Origin of the sequence: Chitinophaga sp. NPDC101104 (assembly GCF_050277495.1) — a bacterium.
In the GTDB taxonomy this organism is placed as follows: Bacteria; Bacteroidota; Bacteroidia; order Chitinophagales; family Chitinophagaceae; genus Chitinophaga.
The window spans coordinates 3,928,710-3,951,104 of sequence record NZ_JBNNSF010000001.1; the positions used below are offsets into that span (position 1 = coordinate 3,928,710).

The window sequence follows — 22,395 nt, forward strand, 5'->3', positions numbered from 1 at the left end:
AGCGCTTACTTCATCGTCATCGTTTCGTCGAACAGCGTACGGTGCGTGGCCCCGGGCTGGTTCATCCAGTATTTCACCTGCAGCACCTTGGTGACGGGATCGTATTTGTTGACGCCGGAAGGATCGAGCTGGGCGGAGCGGTCGTTACCCGAAGGCTGGCCGTATTTGTTCACCACCGCTGTCACTTTGTTCGCATCGTCTATCGTAAATACTACCCCGAAAGAACCGTAGTATGAGGGCGATCCGCCGTTCAGGATCTTATGGAACACATCATGCGTCTGGTCATCATCCACCAATTCCAGTGTGTGGGCATTCACCTGCCGCAACGTTATGTTCCAGGGATAAGGCCCCGTAAGCGCGGCATTCGTGTAATCGGTCATGCTACCCGAACAAACAAAGCTGCCGGAAGCAGGATGCACCGGCACCGTAGCTTCGGCATAAAAGGTATCGATACAGTTCTCCGGGACATAGGCCGTCCGCAGCACCAGCGACCTCGCCTCCGGATGTATATCTGCCAGCGTATCCGACAAGGCAGCCATATCCGTAAATCGTTTCTGTGCCGTTGCGCCCCCGGTGTTCCGGTAGTTCACATCGGTAAACCTGCTGGTCGCATCCACCGGGAAAAATTGCAGCGCAAAGCCTTTCCGGCAATTGGCCGCCTGGATTTTCCGGATGAACAGCTCCGACTCGAACCGGCTGCCGAGCGCCCGCCCGCTGACGATCGCCGATTTAGGGGTGGACCCGGTGCCGTCTTTATAGGCAGACACGATCTCGAACGTATAATCGCCTTCCGCCAGCTGCGGGACGATCACTTTCATCACGGCCTGCTGCCGGTCTGGCGCCACTTCCATCTTTCGCTGCCGGTTATTCCAATACAGGATGTATTTTGAAATGTTCGGGTCCCTGGACTGGGTGAACTGTACTTCGATCCGCTCCCTTCCGGCGTGCGTTTCCAATCGGTACGGCACGCCCGGGTACAACAGTTCGCCATTCTCCAGGTAAGGCGCGTAGGCGTTGTCCATTTTTGTGCAGCCGGCCATCAGGGCTGCCGCAAGCGTCATCAGCAAATATTTTTGAATCATGCGAATGTTTTTTTTGATGTGTGGAATCGGGGTCACTGGTAATCGCCCATGAACTTGAGGGAAGAGATCTCCATCCCCAGGCCACCGCTGAAAGTTTCGAGCAATACCAGCCTGAAATAGCGCATGGGCACGGCCGGCAACGGCATGGTAAATTCCGAGCCGCTGTCTATCACTTCATAATCGGCCGCGTTCTGTTGGCCATAAGGCAACCCGGAGGGTTTCACCAGTTCGTATACGCCGCCGATCTGCGTCCAGCTGCCGTCGAGCGAGCCATCGGGATTTGGGTTCATGCTGCCGTATATTTTGAAGAATTTCAGCGTGCCGTTCCTGAATTCGGCCCCGCCGTTCTTACGCATGTAATACCGGAACCGGCTCAGTACGATGGGCTTGCCCATGTCTATCGTGATCCGCGGCGGCATGGAATCGTTCGCGTTCTTCACGCCGTAAAAAGAATAGTCGGCGGCGCGGTAGGGATTCCGGAGGGGCACGTTGAGGTCAGAGCCGCAGCAGGCGGTCTGATCGCCGGGCAGCACGAGCGCCTTCATGATGGTACGGTCCAGCTCCACTTCGTTCATCGTCCGCACGGTTGCCCAAACGGTATCAGACGTGTTGCCCCAGCGGTCGCGCACGCAGGCGCCGTACCGGCGGTCGCCCGGCGAGAAGCCGCGCATGGAAAAATTGCCGGCCGTACTCTTCGTGTAATGGGTGTAGACGTATTCGCCTTTCCCGATGGTATCTACGAGCGAAACGATCGCGATTTCGCCGCCGGTCGGGTTTTCGAACGCGATATTCGCTCCGCCGAAATCCCCGAAAACCTTCAACGAGGCCTTTACGCTCTGATACGGCGGGATACCGGGATGGACGGTCACTTCCACCGGGTCGGACTTCACTTCGCTGCGGCTCACGGTGGAAAGCGTCACTTTGTAATCTCCCTCCCGTTCGAAACCTTTCACTACGATGGTATCTGTATAAAACGACGATTTCACCTGTTGCGACGCGGTGGCATTGATTTTGAAATCGGCCTGCACATACAATACTTCCGGCTCGGCCGGGATGTCGTACACGATCGTTGCGCCGCCGGGAAAGTTGGTGACGCGCACGTTCTTCACGGGCGACGGTTTTTTGCCGCTATTGTAAATGGGGTCCCTGTCGGTACCGGTCTGTTTCTGGCAGGCGGAAACGATCATGCCGGCCAGGAGCAGCAGGCTATAGGTGATATATCGGGATGTTATGTTCATGTTTCTTTGTTTGATGTTGGAAAAGCGGGATTACCAAAGCGGGTTCTGCACCAGATTGGGATTTACGTTCAGGTCGCGCTCCGCGATCGGCGCGAGGAATTCCCTGTACGAGTTGTTGGGCGTGTAGAGGGTGCGCATCCGGTAGAACATGGCGGGCGTATTCTGCTGGATATCCCAGCCGGTGACCGGTCGGTTCATATAATCCAGCCGTTTCCAGCGGCGCATGTTCCAATAGTTTTCCCCTTCGAAGATGAATTCCGCCATCGTTTCGTGCTGGATGATGCCGCGGAGGCCTTCTTTGGAAGCGGGCCTGGCGGGATTGCGGGAGTAATTGGCCCAGGATTCCACAACGCCTTTGAGGCCTGCCCGCGCGCGAACGCTGTCGAGATACTGGTAAGCCCTTGCGCCGGGGCCTTCCGTTTCGTTCAGCGCTTCCGCGTACATGAGGTAGAGCGCGGTGAGGCGGACCGCCGGCCAGGCGTAGGCATCCGGCGCGTAGGAACCTCCGTCGCCGGAAGTCTTCCAACTCACCATCTTCTTCGGCCAATAACCGGTAAATGAAGTCCGGGAAAGCCCGTTCGACGAAGACGAGCCCCACATCGTATTGATGTACAGTAAATTATCTTCGTTAGACCGCTGTTTCATGAAATAAGAGGAACCGTCGAACGCCAGGTCGGCATAAAACCGGTATTCCCGGTCGATGTTGAATGCGGAAGTCGTGTAGTTGGGTTTCAGGATGGCACGGTGCGTGGCGGGAACGGTTTTGAGCGTGGTGTATCGATTGGCGTAATCCCAGGAAGGATCTTCGTCGATGGGCACACCGTTTTTCGTATAAAAGATCTCGCAGGCTTTCATATTGGCGGCCCACAGTGAAATGGTATAGGAATATACATCGTTCCTGGGCGCGCATTGCCGCTGCAGGGCGCCGGTGCTGCTGTGGGTGAGCGTCCAGATCACTTCGGAATTCCATTCTTCGGTGACGGCGCCGCGGATGTCCATACAGATGCGGGTAGAATCGCCGATATCTTTCATATCGAAAGGCTTAACGAACCGGTGGAGCTTGTATCCTGCATCGTGCGCGGCGGCGATCGCTTCTTCGCATGCTTTGGCGGCCAGCGTCCATTTTGCGGCGCTGAATTCGGGACTGAACAGGGGTTGTGAAGTGGTATGTCCGAATCCCGCGTAGTCCTTGTTCCCGTTGAAAAGGGGGCTCGCGTTCAACATCAGCGTATAGGCGCGGATGGCCAGCGCGATGGGCTGCGTCATTCTCCCCAGTTCTTCGCGCTGGTTGGTGATGATGAGCGGAAGGTCGGCTTTTGCTTCGTCGAGCAGTTGCACGATATAGGCCACCACTTCGTCTACCGGCTGGCGTTTCACGCGCACGGCCTCTACATCGGCCGAAATGGGAAGGCTTTCCTTCACGATGGGGATTGGCCCGTACATCCGCAGCAGCCAGAAATGGTAGAACGCCTTCAGCGTTTTCACTTCGGCGATCCAGCGCTTCCGCTCGGGCTCCTGGATGTCGGGTACTTTATGAATGTTGGCCAGGAAGGTGTTGCAGGTACGGATGGCGATGAACATGGGCGTTCCGCCATAATCGCCGCCGCCGCTCCAATAATTGGCGATCGGGTTCACGATGTTCTGGTAATCGTACGCCAGCTCGATGATGGAATTACGGACACCCGACTGGGAGCCGGGATACGGCGTCGAAATCTCACGGGAGCCCAGGATGGCGTAGTTGGCAGACACATCGCCGAGCTGCGGGATATAGGAATAACAGGTGAACAGGTATTTTTTGGCGGTAGCGCGGAGCTGGAAAGCCTGGTCGAGCGTAGGCACGTTATCCGGGATGATGTCCAGGTACTTGTTGCAGGACGCCATCGTGGCCAGGCACGCCACCAGCAGAATGCGTATGATTTTCATGGTAATTTTCATTTTCGTGACAGGATGTTGAAGGATTACGGGATTTATTTGAGAGACAGCATCACGCCGGCGTTGAATACCCGCTGGATGGGGTAACCAAGCCCATTGCCGCCCATTTCCACATCCCAGAGATCGAATTTGCTGAAGGTGAAAAGATTGTTCCCGTTGAGGTAGAACCGCGCATTGGTAAGCCGCAGCCTTTTCATGAGATAGGCGGGCAAAGTGAAACCGACCTCTGCGGATTTGATCCGCAACAGGGCGCCGTTGCGCATGAACCAGGTGCTCGTCTGGATGTTGTTGTCGTTTTTACCGATGCTCAGCCGCGGCCAGAGCGCATAAATATTCTGGTTGTCTTCGCTCCAATGGTTATCTGCCCATACTTTCAGCAATTGCCGTTGTTCGCCGATGAAAGGTGAAGTTTTGTCGGCATCGATCCAGAACGATTCGCGGGCGAGCCCCTGGAAAAATACCGAGACGTCGAACCGGCCGAAGCCAGACGAAACCCCGAAGCCATATACGATCTCCGGCGTGGTGGGGAAGCCGATGGGCGCCTGGTCGAGCTCGGTGATCTGACCGTCGCCGTTCAGGTCGCGGTACTTGATGTCTCCCCCGCCGTAGGGGCCGAAATTCTGCCGGGGCGAGTTCCTGGCATCGAGGTCGTCGACGAACAGCCGCTCGGCGATGTACCCCCATTGCTGCCCCAGCGAGCGGCCCACGTGGAGTTTGTTGGATTCCTTATACTGGGGCTCCTCATACACGTCGAAGGCGCTGGTGGCATACGTGAAGTTGGCCATGCCCTTCGCCCACCATTTGCGGGTGATCTGGTGGTTGAAATCCATCGCAAAATCGAGTCCCTGCGAATGCGCTTTCCCCACATTGGCGCGCGACATCGCCGAAAGCCCCATCGTAGTAGGGATCGAGGCACGGTCCATCAGGATATTGGACCGGTGCTCCCGGTAAACATCCATTTCGATGTTCAACTTGCCCATTACCGACATTTCCATCCGCAGATTCGTTTTCGCGGCTTTCTCCCATGTGATGTCGTTGTTGGCATACCGGGAAACGCCAATCCCCGACAGCGAGTAATTCTTCAACGTGCCGAACGTCATGCCCAATCCACCGGCTTTCATGTCTACGTTCGACAGATAGAAGAAACGGTCTGTAGGGTCGCCGATCGCATCGTTCCCCACCAGTCCGTACGTGGCCATGAATTTCAACCTGGAAATCCAGCTTTTGTACGGCTCCCAGAATTTCTCCTCGGACACCGTGTAGCCGACGCCTGCAGACGGGAAGAACCCGAACCGGTGGGATTTATGGAAGCGTTCGGACCCGTTGTACCCGAAGTTAAACTCCAGCGCATACCGGCCATCATACACATAAGTGGCGCGGCCCGACACACCTACGTTCCGGAAAGGCAGCGAGCCCTGCAGCGTACCGGCATTACCGGTAAGACTGCTTTTGGCAATGCCCACCAATGTGCCGCCCAGGCTATGCACCTTGTCGAACATACGGCTGTAATCAACCGCCAGCTCGCTGTAGAAGTCGGCCGAGAGCGATTTGGGACCTTCCTTGTAATCGAGGTATTCCGTACCGGCCGGTGCCTCGGATTGCCCGTCTTCCAGGTTGATGGGCCGGATGGAATAGCCTTTCGTAGCGTAATCGTAATTATACGCGATATAGTAGAACGGATTGTACGCGCGCGAGACGCCAAACGCGCCGTTCCGCTGTACGTTGATCATTCCCCGGGCAGACAGGCCCTGGGTGATGAAATGCAGTTTCTGGTTCAGCCCGATCTGCGCATTGATATTATAGCGGCTGGATTCCTGGTAGCCTTTCATGAGGTCCGCATATGGATTGTTATACTTTCCTTCCGCCGCGTTGCCGAACATGATGTGCTTCACGTAACGGGTTTCGTCCGTTGGATGGTAGTAAGCCGGGAACAACACCGAATTCGACTGCATGATCTGCGCATATATATCCGCGCCGCCTTTCAACGGGCCGTTGTAATCGTCGAAGCTGCCAGACAGCCGCGCGATCATTTCCGTGGTGGGCGTGAGGTTGATATTGATATTGCTGCGGATGGAGTAGGATTTGAGTTTGGAGTTGCTGTTGAAATTGTTCTTTTTATCCACCTTCATGATACCGTTATCGATGTTCATGGAACCTGAAACGTAGTATCGCGCAACTTTTCCGCCGCCGCTGAGGCTGAGATTGAAGCGCTGGTTGTTCGTGGAATTCTTGAGCAGCATTTTCTGCCAGTCGGTGGAAGGGAAAACCACCGGATCGGTGCCATTCCGGGTATTTTCGATCTTGTCTTTGGAATACAGCAGCCCGCCCAGCGGGTTCCTGGTGAGGATGGCTTCGTTGGCGAGCTCCATGTAGGTGATGGGGTCTGCCATTTCCACGTTGCGGGTAGATTGGGAAAGGGAATTTTCCGCGCGGAACGAAAGCGTGACGCTTCCCTCCTGCCCCTGTTTGGTGGTAATGAGGATAACGCCGTTTGCGCCTTTGGATCCGTAGAGCGCTGTGGCCGTTGCGTCTTTCATGATGGAAAAACTCGCGATGTCGTCTACCTGCAGTCGCGCCAGGTCGGTGGAGGAAGACTCGATGTTATCGATGAGGATAAGGGGAGATTTGCGATAACCGAATGTGGTGACGCCCCGCACGAAGAAGTCGGCGTTATCGAAGCCCGGTTCGCCGCTGCGCTGGAAGGCGATCACGCCCGCCAGGCGCCCTGCCAGTGCGTTCGTGAGGTTGCTGACGGGGATTTTCAGCTCGGAGGGTTTGATAGTGGTTACCGCCCCTACGACTTCCGACTTCTTCTGCCGCCCGTGCGCTACGATCACCACTTCTTCCACTTTCCCTTCTACCGGCTTCAACGCCACCAAAACGGGCCCGCTGCCGGTTACCGCAACATCCTGCGGCTCATATCCGATGTAAGACACTACCAGCACGGCGCCCTTGTCGGGCACCTCAAGGGTGAACCGGCCGAGCGCGTCGGTGGCTACGCCTTTTGCCGTGCCTTTCAGTTTGACGGTGGCGCCCGGTAAGGGCATGCCATGCTCGTCTGTGACGGTGCCTTTCAGCGTGACGACGAGTATTTCGGGGACGACGGGCCCAGGCGCCGTGGTGCGGGGAACGGCTTTGGTGATGACGATGGTGCGGTCTACGATCGCGTAATCAAGCTGCAAGCCTTCCAGGCAGGTTTTCAATGCGGCATCGAGCGGTTTGTCGCGGATGTCTACATCGATCCGGCCGGCATCTTTTAACAATTCGTCTTCAACGAAGAACTGCATGCTGGTTTGCCGGTTGATTTCCCGGAAGATCTGTTTCAACCGCATATTCCTGCCGGACAGGGTGATCTGCTGACTGTAGCTGCTGGCGCTCACCTGCATACAGACCCCGGTTAATAAGAATGCCGCTGTTAGTTTCATGGCCAATTTTGAATAGAAGCGATTACCGGGCCGCCATGGCCGGTTCGACTTTGGTTGTAAATGCATACATTTGTTTTAGGCCGTTTTGCTTTGGCATCACGGTAGTTGGTTGATAAATAAACTTTCCGACAATCGTTTATGACCGGCTTCATCTGCCGGCGTCACCCAATGGCATAGCCGTTCCGTCTTCCTCACGGAACGGTTTTTTATTTTGGGCTCAGCCGGAATATTGAAATTCGGGTTATTGTTTTACCAGGATTATCCTGCCATTCAACTCACATTTTACGCCGGCCAACTGCATGTATTTCAGTACGTCCCCGAGGCTCCCGCTCCGGTGCATGATCCCTGAGAACCGCCGTCCGGCGGCGCTTCCGGTGTACTGAACTTCCACGTCGTACCATCGGCCGACTTCGCGCATAATATCTCCCAGCAGCTGGTTATCGAAATGGAACATCCCGTTCCTCCAGGACGTGGCGGCTTCTACATCGGCCGGCGCCACGGTGAACGCGCCCTGCCGGGATATGCCCTGCTCGCCGGGCCGCAGCAGCGCACTGCCGGCCCCGGCAGCGAACCGCACCGATCCTTCCACCAGCGTCACTTTCGTATCTATCTCGTCTGCATATGCTTTCACATTAAACTTCGTTCCGAGCACCGAAACTTTCATCCCGTTTACCTGCACTTCGAATATCGATCCCTGTCGTTTCGCCACTTCGAAATAGGCTTCACCGCTCACTTCCACCGTTCTCACTTCGCCGAACACGGTCGGGAAGCGGATGGAGGAAGCTGCATTGAGCCAGGCCCTGCTCCCGTCGGGAAGCACGATGGCATAGGTGCCGCCTTTCGGCGTGGCGATCGTGTGGAAAACGGGCTCCGCATCCACCGCTTGCTTTTTATACGACAACATGCCGCTATCTACTTTGGAAACGGCCGCTCCGCCCTGCTGCGCCAACATGCCGTTCCCCGCGCTATCCAGCTGAATGACTTCGCCGTTCCCCAGAACGAGCACGGCCTTGTTACCTGCCGGAACAGCCGGCGCGGCCCATTTTACCTGTACCGGCCCCGTTGCCGGACGCCCCGCGTTCAGCGCCCACAGGCCCGCGATCATCAGCAAAACCGCCGCAGCCGCGGCAGGCAGCCAGCGATACACCCGCGCCCTGCGTTGCAATGGCAGGCGGGCGAACAAGCGGTTGCGCAACTCCGGGTCCGTAAAACCGTCGAACCTGCCGGAAACCAGGTCTGCGGCCAGGCGATCGTCCAGCTCATCGATATGGTCTGGCAGCAAGCGGAACAGTACGTCTGACTCTGCATCGGTCAGGTTACCGCTGAGGTATTTTTGCAACAGGATGCTGAACTCCGGGCTTGCGCCGTTTTCATGCTTCATGGAACATCAGGTATGTGATCAGGTATAAAGACACCGGTTAAGACAAAGTGTACCAGTGCCGGTGATAAATTTCTGCGGCGAGGAGGAAAATGAGTTGAACGGTATGTTCCTGTTTTTTTACATAAGCGCGGATAAAAGCCATCGCCCTGGCGAGATGGTTCCGTACCGTATTCCGTGAAAGCCCCAGTTCGGCGGCGGCATCGTTGAGGCTGATACCCTGCTCCTGGGTAAGGCGGAATACGGCCCGTTGCTGGGCCGGCAGCTGCAGCAGGGCTTCTTCCAGTATCTCGAGGGATTGTTTGCGGATGATAGCGGACACCGGTGCCGGCGGGCCCGCTTCTTCCCCGGCCAGTAACTGTTCCCGGATGAATGCGCGTTCCCTGGCGATGTTGCGCAAAACATTGAGCATATGATTGCGCGTGAGGATAAAGATGTAGGATTCGAGTTGGTTGACGGCAGGAAGGGAAGCGCGTTTGGTCCAGAGTTTCAGGAAAATTTCCTGCACGGCTTCTTCCGCCAGCGTATGCGATTTCGTGTAAGCTACGGCCACGCCGTATATCCTGTCGGAATATCGTTCGAATAGCCGGCGGAAAGCAGGCTGGTCGCCATTGGCCAGCAGTTCCAGGTAATTATGGGTTTCAGCGGTCACGTGGAGTACATTGAAAAATTAGACGATACCTATTTCAGTCCTTGTTTCATGGCAACACGTGATTGGCGGCAGGGGCTTCAGCCTTTGTGGACCAGGCACCCGGCCCGGCAGCATATAGCTTCGGTGCGTTCATATCGTCTGCGGTTAGTGGTGTTTGCACGGGATAACGGTGCCCGTATTCCGAAGATACCCCGTCAACGCAAGCCGGATCTGGCCGATTTTGATGATTTTTGATGTTTTATTTGCGGAGCGATTTGCATCCCGCCGGTACCTGGTAGCTGAGGTCATCGGTTCATAATTCCCTGACACTGGCAACTACCTTCCAGAAACGAAAAAACCGGCAGGCCATGGGCCCACCGGATTGGATCTCTCCGCACACAAGCCTGTGCAGACCGTTTACGCCCGGGCGATACGGGCGGCCTTCAGTTGGAAGATCAATAATATCGAGCCCACTGCGCAGAGGAAAGATTCCGTGATGAGCCACTGCATGCCGAAAGCGCCCAAAGGCCCTTCCATGCCCAGCGTCATCAACCGCGAAATGGCGTAGAAACCCCAGAGCATCGTAAGGAAAAGCGTGCCCTGCCGCTCGTCGCGCAGCGCCCAGCGCACCAGCATCACCACGATCGTGAGGCCGACGCCGCCATATACGCCGCGGATGGAGCTGAAGGAATCCGGGTTCGGCAGTTTTACCTGCACGAGGTCCATCACCGCCTGCGGGCTCGCGAACGCCATCAGGCTCACGTACAGCAGGCTGGCAGCGGAAAAGAAGATATAGATGCGGGACAGGATGCGGAGTGTTTTGCTTGATTTCATAATGGAGATCTGTTTTGATTACGCCACAAAAATGCCCCGTCCGCACAAAAAAAATCTTGGCGCCTGCCAAGATTTTCAAGACCGGTGGAGCAGCTGATCATTTTCCATACACCTTCGCGAGCAATTCGTGCGGCTGCATGGGCGAACGGCCCAATATCCGCTCCAGGTCCTGCCCCGGCGTATCGAATTCCCCTGCCCTGATCGCCAGGGCCCATGCCAGCGCCCCGTCTGCCGCTTCCGCTGAAACACCCTGCTGTTGCAACGTTGCCAGGAACTCCTGCGGCGCGGGCGAAACATATGCTATCTTCTTCCCCACGATCCCGCCGATGATCTCCGCAATGTCTCCATAACTCCAGGCCGATGTATTGGAAAAATTATACGATTTCCCTTCATGGCCGGCCGACAATAAAATATTCGCCGCCGCCTCCGCAAGATCGTTTCGCGAGGCGAACGCCGTTTTCCCGTTGCCCGCGGGCTGATAGACGACGCCGGTATCCGGCACGTCTTTCCCGATGAAAAACGGAATGAAATCGAGGTAAAGATTATGCAGCAGGAAGGTGAATGGAACACCCGATGCGCGAATGGCGGCTTCCGTCTTGAGATGCCCGCCGGCCACGTCGGCGATGGGCGAACGGCCGGATTCGTCTTTCCGCTGGAAGCTCGTGTAAACGATATGCCCAACCCCTGCTTCCTTCGCCGCATTCACTACGTTCCCGTGTTGCTCCAACCGCCGCTGCACGTCGTTCCCCGACACGAAATATAATGTATCGACGCCGCGGAACGCATGTACCAGCGATGCGGGATCGTTGTAATCCGCCTGCCTGACGGCCACGTGCAATCCTTCCACCTTCGACGGGTTGCGGGCCAGCGCGGCCACGTTGCCCGCATCCGTGCGCTGCAGCAAGTCCCGGAGAACGGCTTTGCCAAGATGCCCTGTAACGCCTGTTACCAAAATCATAATCGATACTTTTTAAATATGACAAATATCATGACAACTATTCGGCCGAAAGCCTGTTATAACTCTGAAAAACAACACACAAATGGCCCAAACTGTTGCAGAACAGATCGTTCAAATGCTGCGCGCCGCGGGCGTGGAAAGGATTTACGCCGTTACGGGAGACAGCCTCAACCATCTCAACGACGCCGTTCGCCGCGACGGTAACATCCAGTGGATCCACGTGCGGCATGAAGAAACCGCGGCTTATGCCGCCGGCGCCGAAGCGCAATTGACGGGCAAGATCGCCTGTTGCGCGGGGAGTTGCGGGCCCGGGCACGTGCATCTCATCAACGGACTGTACGACGCGCACCGGTCTGGCGCGCCCGTGCTGGCGATCGCCTCGGCGATCCCGTCCCGCGAGTTCGGTTCCGGATACTTCCAGGAAACCAATATCCATAAGCTGTTCGACGATTGCAGTTATTACTGCGAAATGGCCACCACCGCCGCCCAGGCGCCGCGTATGCTGCAAATGGCCATGCAAACCGCCCTTAGTCGGAAAGGCGTGGCCGTGTTCGGATTGCCCGGCGACGTTTCCGAACTGGACGCGGAAAAAGGGGAATCCTCGCACACCGTGTTCCCCACGCAAAGCGGCATCATTCCTTCCCCCGGCGAACTGTCTGCCTTGGCCGACACCCTCAACAGCAGCGGGAAAGTCACCATTTTCTGCGGTATCGGCGCCACAGGCGCGCACCCCGAAATACTCGCCCTCGCAAAGGCGCTCCAGGCGCCGGTGGGATATTCTTTCCGGGGGAAGATGGCCGTCCAGCACAACAACCCGTTCGAAGTGGGTATGACCGGCCTGCTCGGATTGCCTTCCGCCTACCACGCCATGCATCACGCCGACACGTTGCTGTTGCTGGGTACGGATTTCCCCTACACGCCGTTCTTACCAGATAATATCCGCATCATCCAGATCGAAGCGCAGGCGGAACGCCTGGGAAGAAGGGCGCACCTGCACCAGGGGCTCCACGGCACCGTGCGCGAAACCATCGCCGCGCTCCTGCCCCTCATCCAACCCAAAACCAACGGCGATTTCCTGGACGACGAACTGAAACTCTACGCCAAAGTGAAAGACCGCCTGCAATCTTATGTGAAAGACGCCGGCGACGAAAATAAAATCCATCCCGAATACGTTGCCGCCACCATCAACGAAAAAGCCCCGCCAGACGCGATTTTCACCGTAGATACGGGTATGACCTGCGTTTGGGCCGCCCGCTACCTCGATGCCACCGGCAACCGGGAACTGCTCGGCTCCTTCAACCATGGCTCCATGGCCAACGCGCTGCCCCAGGCCATCGGCGCGGCGCTCTGCGCCCCGGAACGTGCCGTGGTGGCGCTTTGCGGCGACGGCGGACTGTCCATGACCACCGGCGACCTGGCGACTATCGCACAATACAAACTCCCGGTAAAGATCATCGTGTTCAATAACCGATCACTGGGCATGGTGAAACTCGAAATGGAAGTGGCCGGCCTGCCCGACTGGCAGACAGACATGCACAATCCGGATTTCGCGATGCTGGCACAGGCTTACGGCCTTCCCGGTATCACCGTTTCACAGCCCGGTCAGGTGACAGCCGCCATCAGCAACGCTTTCGCACAGCCGGGGCCAGTGCTGCTGAACATCATGACAGACCCCAACGCGCTCGCGATGCCTCCGAAAATCGAATTCAAACAAGTCCGCGGAATGGCGGCTTCCATGACGAAACTGATGCTGAACGGCGAATTCGAAGAAGTTTGGGAAACCATCAAAAGCAACATCCGCCACGCGAAGGAATTACTTTGAAAACCCCTCCCATCCGCCGGTTCACCCCTGGCGAAAAAAGAAAGCCTGTCCGCCGGAACCGCGGCGACAGGCTTTTTAGCTTGTAACATCGACGTATCGGTCAGTCCTTTATTTCGTAAGTATGCTTGCCCGCGCCTGCCGTTACCGGCGGCCTGCCGGGCAATTGCAGCGTAGCCGTGCTGTTTGGCGGGATGGTCATCGTGTAGGTCACGGTTTTGCCTTTGCGTTTCCAGGAAGAAACAATGCGGCCATTGGGGCCGTCGTGGTGGCACTCGAATTGATCGAGGCCTTTCACGAAATGCGGGACCATGCGCACATGCCGGAACCCGGGACTGCGCTCGTCCGGAAAAATGCCGCCGATGCCTTTATACAGCCAGGCGCCGATTTCGCCGAACATGATGTGGTTGAGGGAAATATCGCTTTTGGCGTTGATGGGCCAGTTTTCGTACAGCGTAGTCGCACCGTTTTTGATCCACCATCCCCAACTTGGATAATCTTCCTGGCTCGCGATGCGGTACGCCGCATCCGCATAACCGTTTTCGCTGAGGGCGTTCAGGATGGATTTACTGCCGATCAGGCCCACATCCAGGTGGAAGTTATCGGCTTCCACGCGTTTGTAAAGATTGGCGGCAACTTTGGCGCGGAGCGAATCGGGGACCAATCCCCAATACAATGCCACGCTCATTTCGGTTTGGACGCCTTGTCCGTATATGCCGGCCGCGGCATTGAGGTATTTTTCGTTGAACGCATTCCGGATGCGGCTGGCGAGTGCGGAATATCGCACATGGTCATCTGCTTTACCGAGCAGTTTCGCGGCTTTCGCCAGGATCGTAACGTCTGTGAAATAGAATGCGGTGGAAGTGAAAGGAACGGGCGTTTTGGATTTGACGGGAATCCAGTCGCCGAGGCCCCAGGTGGTAATGCCGGACGGCGAAATTTCCGTGATATGGTCTACATACCGGCGCATCGCTTCGTAGGAACGGGCGAGCAGCGTGGTATCGCCATAGAAAAGGTAAATATTCCAGGGGATGATGGCGATGGTACTCGTCCAATCCGGGCCATTCCCCCATTCATAGCCCCAGCCGCCGGTCGGGATGATGGAAGGAAATACGCCGTTGGGCTGCTGCTCGTCGAAATGATCGTTGAGCCACTTCTCGTAAACCGTGATGCCGTCGAAGTTGTAGAGCGCCGTTTCGATGGCCTGGTGCGCATCGCCCGTCCAGCCGTTTTTCTCCCGCTGCGGACAATCCGTCGGGTAGCCGAACAGGTTGGAGAGGTACGAATTGTTGGTGGCTTCCCAAATCCTGTTTATAACGGTGTTGGATGTACGAACAAATCCCTTCGGCGCAACCTGACTGTGCAGGAAATATCCTGTCAGGCTTTCCTTTTTCAGTTCTACCGGCCGGCTCGATTCCACTTCCACGAACTGGAAACCTTTGTAATTGAAGCGGGGCATAAACGTTTCCTCCCCTTTGCCGGACAGGATGAAAATATCCGTCTGGAACGGGTCCTGATCGTCTGTGGGACGGTAATGCACGTCGATATTGGATTGATCGGCATGCCCGGAGGAATCCAGCCTTTCGGCGTGGCGGAGCCGCAGCACGGTACCGGCAGGCCCTTTCACCGTGATTTTCGAAACACCGGCAATGTTCCGGCCGAGATCGTACAGGTAACGCTGGCCGCTGAATTTGCGAAAATGCTGCGCCGGCAAGGTATCGTTCGCCACCACAGGTACCATGGCCTGGGCGGTCACGTTCATGGAAGGCGCCGCGCGCAGCAACACGTGCTTCCATCCCTGATCGTCGAACCCATGATCGGCCCAACCATCCTTTTCGAGGCGGGCATCGTAATGCTCTGCGGTGTAAATGCTGTTGAAAATGACGGGACCCGTTGCGGTTTTCCAGTCTTTCCCGGTGGAAATGGTCTCCACCCGGCCATCATCGTAAGTGATCCGCACGTCCATACAGAAAGCCGGACGCGCGCGCCAGGGGGCTTTATGGAAATCCCACACGGCGGTGGACTGGTGATTGTACCATCCGTTCCCCAGCATGACGCCCAATACATTTTCGCCGGACTGCATTTCCCGCGTCACGTCCCAGGTAACGTACAGGTTCCGCCGGTCGAAACGTGTGTACATGGGATCGAGGCGATGCTCCCCGATGCGGTGGCCGTTCACATACAGTTCGTACAACCCGGCGGCGGCGATGTACGCCCTGGCGCTGCGGACTTTCCCGTTCGCCCGGAACGATTTCCTGAAAAGGGCCGCTGGCTTGAGGTCCAAGTCGTTCACATCACTGATCCAGGCGCCTTTCCATGCGCGCTGCCCCATCATGCCCGTTTCGAAGCGGGCGGTCGCGGCGGCAGATTGGCTGCCGTCCCACACCGTCACCTTCCATTCGTAATCGGTAAACGGCGCCAGGGCAGGGCCGTCATATCGCATAAAACCCGCTCCGCCGCTCACTTTCGGCGATGTCCAAACGGTATGGCCGCTACTGCTGACGGTTACCTGGCTGCTGGACTGCTCCCCCGAACCGATGCGCCAGGTAAACCGTGGTTGTGCGGCGTCGATGCCCAATGGATTTACCAGGTGCTCGCAGCGCAGGCCGTCGGGTTGCTGTCCGAAAGTTGGGAGGGTGGCCAACAGGCTTGCCAGGAAATATATACGCTTCATGGCGCGTAATATAAAAAAACACCGGGATCAACTGTCCCGGTGCGTCCTGCTTCAAGCGTTATTTCGTGTCTTTCGGCCATTTCACATCGAGGAATTCCCATTCGCGGATGTGCGCGGGGCGGTGTTCCTTTTTCACGATGGCGTCGAAACGGGGGATCAGGCCGGGATGTGCAGCGGCCACATTGTGTTGTTCCGCGGGGTCGGCATCGAGGTCGTACAGCTCCCAGGGGCGTGTGATGTCCTGTTTCAGGCCGGTTTTCACGGCTTTCCATTTACCCATGCGGATGGCCAGCTGGCCGCCTTTTTCGGGATATTCGAAATAGAGGTATTCCCGGCGGGCGGTTTGACGGGGATTCCCTTTCATTTCGGGCAGCAGCGAAATACCGTCGTTTTCCGGCACGGCGATGCCGGCCATTTCAGCGAAAGTGGCCAGGAGGTCGTATTGCGCGGAAATTAAGCCCGACGTAGAACCGGCCGGAATTTTCCCGGGCCAGCGAACGATGAGGGGCTCGCGGATACCGCCTTCGTAGAGGTCCATTTTCAATCCTCTCAGTCCTGCCGCGCTATTGAAAAACGCCGCCTGCACGCCGCCGTTGAAGGTAGCGCCGTTGTCGCTCGAGAAAAGGACCACCGTTTCCCCATCGAGCCCGGCCTTACGTATGGCTTCCATGACGATGCCGACCTGCGAATCGAGGTAGGTGATCATGGCGGCATACGTGCTGAGCGGGTATTTGGCGGCGGCGTAGCCGTTGTTGCCGTAGTAAGGTTGCTCGTTGAATTTGCCGACATACGCCTGCACGGCACTGTCTGGCGCCTGGAGGGAAACATGGGGCAGCGTATAGGGCAGGTAGAGGAAAAATGGCTGGTCGCCGTTTTTACGGATGAATTCCAGTGCCTTGCCGGTCATTTTATCGATGGCGTACTCTTTTCCCGTGAATTGCTCAAAATCCTTATCCGTGGCCGATGCGGGCTGCAAGGGCGTGTGCACGTACATCGGGGGGTTGCGGAGCGTATCGTACCGGCCGTTTTCCCAAAGGTGGCTGGGGTAAAAATTATGCGATTGTTTCTGATCGTAGTATCCGTAGAAGTAATCGAATCCCTGATCGTTGGGGTTGCCGGTATTGTAATGCATGCCGAGACCCCACTTGCCGATGGCGCCCGTTTTATAGCCGGCGCTTTTCAGCATCCGGGCGATGGTGAGGGTGTTCTCGGGCAGGGGCATCTGTCCGCCTTCCAGCGAATCGGCGAAGCCGCCCATTTCGTAATTGCCGCGGATGTAGCTATGCCCGCCATGCCGGCCCGTCATGAGCATGCACCGCGCGGGGGCGCAAACGGGGGTGCTCGTGTAAAAGTTCGAGAATTTCATGCCCTGGGCGGCGAGTTGGTCGAGATGCGGCGTGGCGATCTTTTGCTGGCCGTAGGCGCCTACTTCGCCGACACCGAGATCGTCGGCATAGATCAGGATGATGTTGGGCTTCCTGCCGGAAGTCTTTTTGCGCTGGGCGGACGCTTCCTGCACGAAGAGCCCGAGCAGGAGGAGACCAATGCTTATCATACGTTTCATTGCCTGAAGATAATACAAGGCGGTTGCACCTGTCATGATATTTCGTGGCGGCACCGGCATTTCGCGGAAAAACCCGCCGGCCCGGGCGCTCCCTTCCATCCCCCAAACCCTCCGCCACAGGCGATTCCGGCTCGTCCCAGACCAGCTGGCACAACAATCGTTGTTATTAGCGCCAAAATCCAATATCATGCAATTACAAGATGTTCCGGCGTTCCGCCTCCAGCCGCTCCCTGCCCGTACCGGCGGCGCCAGCAACGAAATCCAGCTGGTCCACCTCACACAGGGCGCCTGCCTGTTCGACCAGCAGCCCCCCGCCGCGGAAGGCCTCTATTTCATCCGCAGCGCCGCATCCGGCGAAGGCGCTTTTTCCCGCGACGCCAAAGGCCATGCCTTCACTTTCACCCACGATTTCATCCATTACATCCCGCTCGTGTATGAGCTCTGCCTGCTCGGCGCCGCCGGGAAACCCGTGCTCCGTGTGGATAACCTGCAACGGGGCGACGTACTCCAGCTGCTCCGCCTCATCCGCCTAGAATGGGAATCCGACCGGCCTTACCGGCTCGATATGATCCGCGATTACCTCAAAATCCTCCTCCGGCAGATCGCAAGATGTTTGCCAGCACCGCGGACCGGCTACTCGGCCGACCGGAAAACGGGGCTCGTGCGGCAGTTCATTTCGCTGCTCGACCAGCAGTTCATCCTCCTCAAAAAAGTGACCGACTACGCATCCCACCTCCACGTCACCGCCAACCACCTCAACACGACGCTGAAGGAGCTGACGGGCGTAACGGCGAGCGAGCACATCCGCCGGCGGATTTTGTCGGAAGCCCGGATGCTGGCCACGCACAAAGAGAATTATTCGATGAAGGAAATCGCGTACCATCTTGGGTTCGAAGACAAATCGCACTTCTCGAAGTACTTTAAGAACGCTTCGGGAAAGAATTTCACCAATTACAAGAAAGAGCTGTCGATGGAAGCCTGATTTGGTTTAAATTGCCGCATGCTCACCTTACAATTATCGCCCATACCCGAGATCGTTACAGACCGGTTGTTGCTCCGCCAGATTCGCCCGTCAGACGTTGATGAAGTGCTGTACCTGCGCTCCCATCCGCAGTTGATGCATTTCATTCCCCGGCCGAGAGCGGCGGGAAAGGAAGATGCGCTGGAGCTCATCAACCGGTTTACCGATATGGCGGAACGCAACGAAGCGATCAACTGGGGGATTACGCTGAAAGGCGAAGATAAAGTGATCGGGGTGATCGGGTATGTGCGGATGCAGGCCGCCCATCACCGCGCCGAGGTGGGATATATGCTGCACGACGCGTACCACGGCAAGGGGATCCTGCGCGAAGCCCTCGCCGCCGTGCTGCAACATGGTTTCGTTACGTACCGGCTGCATTCGGTGGAAGCGATCATCGACCCGGCCAATTCCGCCAGCGAAAAAGTGCTGACCCATGCAGGATTCGTGAAGGAAGGTTTTTTCCGCGAAGCATCGTACTGGAACGGGAAATTCTCCGATATCTTCGTCTTTTCCCTCCTCTCGCCGCATCGCTGACAAACAGGTTAGCGCCAAAAAATGTACATTCGCCATCACATGAGCAGAACTTTTGCGATCGGCGATATCCACGGGGCGTACCGGGCGTTGCAACAGATTATCGAAAGAATCCGGCCCCAGACCGGCGACCGGCTGGTTTTCCTGGGCGATTACGTAGACGGCTGGCCCGAATCCGCCGAAACCATTGCCTACCTGATGGAGCTGGAGCAGCGGTACGATTGTATCTTTCTCCGCGGCAACCACGACGCCTGGTGCGAATCCTGGCTGGCCGGCGAGCCTGCGCTGGACCTCTGGCTGCAGCACGGCGGCATGGCCACGGTGGCGAGCTACGAGAAACTTTCCCAGGAAAAAAGGCTGCAGCACCTCGCGTTTTTCCGCCGTATGCGGCAGTTTTATACCGACGAGCACAACCGGCTTTACATTCACGCCGGGTTCGCATCCATGCACGGCCCCGAGTTCGAACGGTATCAATATAATTACATGTGGGACCGTACGCTTTGGGAAATGGCGCTTTCGCTCAATCCCAAACTGAAAACCACGGACGTACAATATCCCAAACGGCTGCGGCTCTTCCACGAAATCATCATCGGGCACACGCCCACCACCAATTACGGCGAGTTCAGGCCGATGCACGCGGGCAACGTCTGGAACGTTGATACCGGCGCCGGGTTTGCCGGGAAATTATCGGCCCTGGAGCTCCGGTCCGGGGATTGTACCCAGAGCGACACCGTCATGTACCTCTACCCCGGCGAAAAAGGCCGGAATCCCTGATTTTTCGTAATTTTGCGGCCGCGATGGTCAAAATCGAACATATCACACTGCCGGAATTCCCCCTGTTGCTGGCGCCCATGGAAGACGTGAGCGATCCGCCGTTCCGGGTGGTCTGCAAAGCCAACGGGGCCGATCTGCTGTATACCGAGTTCATTTCCAGTGAAGGTTTGGTGGGCGATTCGGCGAAATGCCGCCGCAAGCTGGATATTTTCGACGAAGAGCGCCCCGCCGGCGTTCAGATTTTCGGCGGGGATGAAGGCCGCATGGCCCAGGCCTCCGCGATCGTAGACCTCACGAAACCGGATTTCCTCGACATCAACTTCGGATGCCCCGTAAAAGGGATCGTATCGCAGGGCGCAGGTTCCGGCGTACTGAAAAATCTCGATCTCATGACCCGGCTCACCGCCGCCTGCGTGAAAGCCACTTCCCTGCCCGTTACCGTGAAAACCCGGCTGGGGTGGGACGAAGATTCCAAAAACATCGAAGAAGTGGCCGAAAGGTTGCAGGACGTGGGCATCAAGGCGCTCACCATCCACGGCAGAACGCGTTGCCAGATGTATAAAGGAGAGGCCGACTGGTCGCTCATCGCCAAAGTAAAAAACAATCCCCGCATCCACATTCCCATTTTCGGCAACGGCGATATCGACAGCCCGCAAAAAGCGAAGGCATATAAAGAAAGGTTCGGTGTAGACGGCATCATGATCGGCCGCGCCGCCATCGGCTACCCCTGGATTTTCCGGGAAGTGCGCCATTTCCTCAATACCGGCCAGGAGCTCCCCGCGCCCACCGTGGCCGAACGCGTGGCCGTGTGCAAGCAGCACCTCGATAAATCGCTGCAATGGCGGGGCGGGCAGGCAGGCATTTACTCCATGCGCCGCCATTATCTCACCTATCTGAAAGGCCTCCCCGGCATCAAAGAATTCCGCAACCGCCTCGTTACCCTCAATGATCCGGAAGCGATCAAATCCGTACTGGACGAAGTGCTCCGGAAATACGAAGGCTTCGAGATGGAAAAAGAACCCATCCAGCTCATCGATTACCACGAAAATTGCCCGATTTAACGACTTACCTGCAATCGGTTTTGGTGTAAGGGGAAGGATCGAATGTGAGATGGGCATCGTCTTTCGCGAAAACAACCACCCCATTGGAATCTATGTCGTTATTGAGCGCCTCGTACAGCTGATCTCCCATCATTTTGAAGACCACCGGGCGGTCGCTCGTAACGCCCTCGCTCGTAAAATGATATGTGCCCCTGAAGATATTATGGCTCAACGTACCGCTTACAGTACCCTTATTCTTGTCTTTCTCGAAAAAATTGTATTCCAGCACGCCTTTCACGTCGGTATCATCCACGACCAGCTGCAACTCGAACGTATCTTTTCCCGTCACCTTCCGGTAACAATGGGCGCTGGCTTCGCCTTCGGCGGAATGACCGGCCGACGGGGAAGACTGGCAGGCGAAAAGGATAACGGGTATGGATAGTAAAACAGCAGTTCGCATCGGAGATTATTTTTTTAAATCTACACAAAAAAAAATGAAAGCTGCTGACATAGGGTTGTCAAGCCCCGGTTTCATCTTTGTACCATCAAACCAAAAAAACTGAGATCATGACAACTATTCCCGCTTTACTGCAAGAAATGGCCCGCGAGGCCGAAACCACCCGCAAGATGCTGAGCCGCATTCCGGCCGACAAGCTCGACTGGCGCCCGCATCCGAAGAGCATGGACATGCGCACCCTGGCCGTTCATATCGCCGAGCTGCCTTCCTGGACGAAAATGGCCATCGAGACCGATGAGCTGGATTTCGCCGGATTGGATTGGACGCCTACGCCTGCGTCCAGCGCCGAAGACCTGCTGGCGATCCATGAAAAGGCTTTGCAGGAAGGGACCAGCAGCCTCGAACAGGCGGATGAATCTACTTTCGGCCAACCCTGGACCCTACGCACCGGCGACCAGATACATGCCGTGAACCCCAAATCGGAGGTGATCCGCATGTCGTACAACCAGACCGTCCACCACAGGGCGCAACTGGGCGTATACCTTCGCCTGCTCGACATCCCGATCCCCGGCAGCTACGGGCCGAGTGCCGACGAGCCTTCGATGTAAAGCATCGTGCCTCACCGCATACAAACGAAAAGGGAAGCGAAAACGCCTCCCTTTTTTTTTGCTTGCCTAAATTATCGTAAAGAAAGATAGAGAATACTATTGTTTGTGGATCCATTTTTCGTTGATGAAGAACGTCCCGAACGGCACGACAGATGCACCGAGGGCGATGGCCGTTTTCTTCATGGACCATTGCAGAATGGTTTTCAGCTCGATGGCCAGCACCACGTACAGCACGAACAGGAGCCCGTGGGCCATGCCCAGCTGTTTATTGAGCCAGGGCTCTTCGAAAAAGTGTTTTAACGGCATGGAAATGAAGAGGATCGCCAGGAAAGAAATCCCTTCGAGCCATGCGATGATCCTGAAACGTTTGATGGACCGGGCGCTTTTTTGCGCGTCCTGTTGTTTTTCCATGGCGCAAACCTACGCCGG

General features: G+C 56.7%; 18 protein-coding genes. 6 read left to right on the top strand and 12 right to left on the bottom strand.

From position 1 onward, the window contains the following. Positions 1–5: 5 nt before the first annotated feature. The 8 genes from ACQKLP_RS15895 to ACQKLP_RS15930 all read right to left on the bottom strand — a co-directional run bounded on the left by ACQKLP_RS15895 (position 6) and on the right by ACQKLP_RS15930 (position 11,478). Positions 6–1,082 (bottom strand): DUF4998 domain-containing protein, encoded by a 1,077-nt coding sequence (locus ACQKLP_RS15895; RefSeq protein WP_427323750.1) that lies wholly within the window; start codon positions 1,080–1,082, stop codon positions 6–8. A 32-nt stretch (positions 1,083–1,114) separates the two neighbouring features. Next, positions 1,115–2,320, bottom strand: coding sequence for a DUF4959 domain-containing protein (locus ACQKLP_RS15900; RefSeq protein WP_427323752.1), 1,206 nt, complete (start codon positions 2,318–2,320; stop codon positions 1,115–1,117). A 30-nt stretch (positions 2,321–2,350) separates the two neighbouring features. After that, complete coding sequence (locus ACQKLP_RS15905) at positions 2,351–4,243, bottom strand: RagB/SusD family nutrient uptake outer membrane protein (protein WP_427323754.1); 1,893 nt, start codon at positions 4,241–4,243, stop codon at positions 2,351–2,353. A 44-nt stretch (positions 4,244–4,287) separates the two neighbouring features. Continuing rightward, positions 4,288–7,677, bottom strand: a complete 3,390-nt coding sequence (locus ACQKLP_RS15910; RefSeq protein ID WP_427323755.1) for a TonB-dependent receptor — start codon at positions 7,675–7,677, stop codon at positions 4,288–4,290. Between the two features lie 241 nt (positions 7,678–7,918). After that, on the bottom strand, positions 7,919–9,058 hold the full coding sequence (locus tag ACQKLP_RS15915) for a FecR family protein (RefSeq protein WP_427323756.1): 1,140 nt from the start codon (positions 9,056–9,058) through the stop codon (positions 7,919–7,921). 37 nt (positions 9,059–9,095) lie between these two features. Next, entirely contained in the window at positions 9,096–9,707 is a 612-nt protein-coding gene (locus ACQKLP_RS15920) for an RNA polymerase sigma factor (protein ID WP_427323757.1), read from the bottom strand. A gap of 396 nt (positions 9,708–10,103) precedes the next feature. Further along, complete coding sequence (locus tag ACQKLP_RS15925; RefSeq protein ID WP_427323758.1) at positions 10,104–10,520, bottom strand: DUF4345 domain-containing protein; 417 nt, start codon at positions 10,518–10,520, stop codon at positions 10,104–10,106. A gap of 97 nt (positions 10,521–10,617) precedes the next feature. Then, positions 10,618–11,478, bottom strand: coding sequence for an SDR family oxidoreductase (locus tag ACQKLP_RS15930; RefSeq protein ID WP_427323759.1), 861 nt, complete (start codon positions 11,476–11,478; stop codon positions 10,618–10,620). Between the two features lie 82 nt (positions 11,479–11,560). Here ACQKLP_RS15930 and ACQKLP_RS15935 point away from each other — a divergent pair, with 82 nt between their 5' ends. Next, the gene (locus tag ACQKLP_RS15935; RefSeq protein ID WP_427323760.1) at positions 11,561–13,300 is read left to right on the top strand and encodes a thiamine pyrophosphate-dependent enzyme; all 1,740 of its coding nucleotides are present in this window, start codon (positions 11,561–11,563) and stop codon (positions 13,298–13,300) included. Positions 13,301–13,400: 100 nt separating this feature from the next. On the opposite strand, the gene ACQKLP_RS15940 is transcribed toward ACQKLP_RS15935, so the two are convergent. Next, positions 13,401–15,971, bottom strand: a complete 2,571-nt coding sequence (locus ACQKLP_RS15940) for a family 78 glycoside hydrolase catalytic domain (protein ID WP_427323761.1) — start codon at positions 15,969–15,971, stop codon at positions 13,401–13,403. 58 nt (positions 15,972–16,029) lie between these two features. Next, positions 16,030–17,535 carry an arylsulfatase gene (locus tag ACQKLP_RS15945; protein WP_427323762.1) on the bottom strand — a complete coding sequence of 502 codons (1,506 nt, stop codon included), beginning with the start codon at positions 17,533–17,535 and terminating at the stop codon, positions 16,030–16,032. A gap of 187 nt (positions 17,536–17,722) precedes the next feature. Between ACQKLP_RS15945 and ACQKLP_RS15950 the strand changes: the two genes are divergently transcribed. From ACQKLP_RS15950 to dusB, 4 genes are read left to right on the top strand one after another with little or no spacing between them, the layout of a single operon-like run. Continuing rightward, the gene (locus tag ACQKLP_RS15950) at positions 17,723–18,517 is read left to right on the top strand and encodes a helix-turn-helix domain-containing protein (RefSeq protein ID WP_427323763.1); all 795 of its coding nucleotides are present in this window, start codon (positions 17,723–17,725) and stop codon (positions 18,515–18,517) included. A gap of 18 nt (positions 18,518–18,535) precedes the next feature. After that, on the top strand, positions 18,536–19,090 hold the full coding sequence (locus ACQKLP_RS15955; RefSeq protein ID WP_427323764.1) for a GNAT family N-acetyltransferase: 555 nt from the start codon (positions 18,536–18,538) through the stop codon (positions 19,088–19,090). Positions 19,091–19,129: 39 nt separating this feature from the next. Then, positions 19,130–19,861 carry a metallophosphoesterase family protein gene (locus ACQKLP_RS15960; protein WP_427323765.1) on the top strand — a complete coding sequence of 244 codons (732 nt, stop codon included), beginning with the start codon at positions 19,130–19,132 and terminating at the stop codon, positions 19,859–19,861. A gap of 23 nt (positions 19,862–19,884) precedes the next feature. Next, complete coding sequence (gene dusB / locus ACQKLP_RS15965; RefSeq protein ID WP_427323766.1) at positions 19,885–20,922, top strand: tRNA dihydrouridine synthase DusB; 1,038 nt, start codon at positions 19,885–19,887, stop codon at positions 20,920–20,922. Between the two features lie 4 nt (positions 20,923–20,926). On the opposite strand, the gene ACQKLP_RS15970 is transcribed toward dusB, so the two are convergent. After that, a complete protein-coding gene (locus ACQKLP_RS15970) occupies positions 20,927–21,361 on the bottom strand; it encodes a hypothetical protein (RefSeq protein ID WP_427323767.1) in 435 nt (144 codons plus the stop codon). A 107-nt stretch (positions 21,362–21,468) separates the two neighbouring features. Here ACQKLP_RS15970 and ACQKLP_RS15975 point away from each other — a divergent pair, with 107 nt between their 5' ends. Next, complete coding sequence (locus tag ACQKLP_RS15975) at positions 21,469–21,966, top strand: DinB family protein (RefSeq protein ID WP_427323768.1); 498 nt, start codon at positions 21,469–21,471, stop codon at positions 21,964–21,966. Positions 21,967–22,062: 96 nt separating this feature from the next. On the opposite strand, the gene ACQKLP_RS15980 is transcribed toward ACQKLP_RS15975, so the two are convergent. After that, positions 22,063–22,377, bottom strand: a complete 315-nt coding sequence (locus ACQKLP_RS15980) for a DUF3817 domain-containing protein (RefSeq protein ID WP_427323769.1) — start codon at positions 22,375–22,377, stop codon at positions 22,063–22,065. Positions 22,378–22,395: the final 18 nt, after the last annotated feature.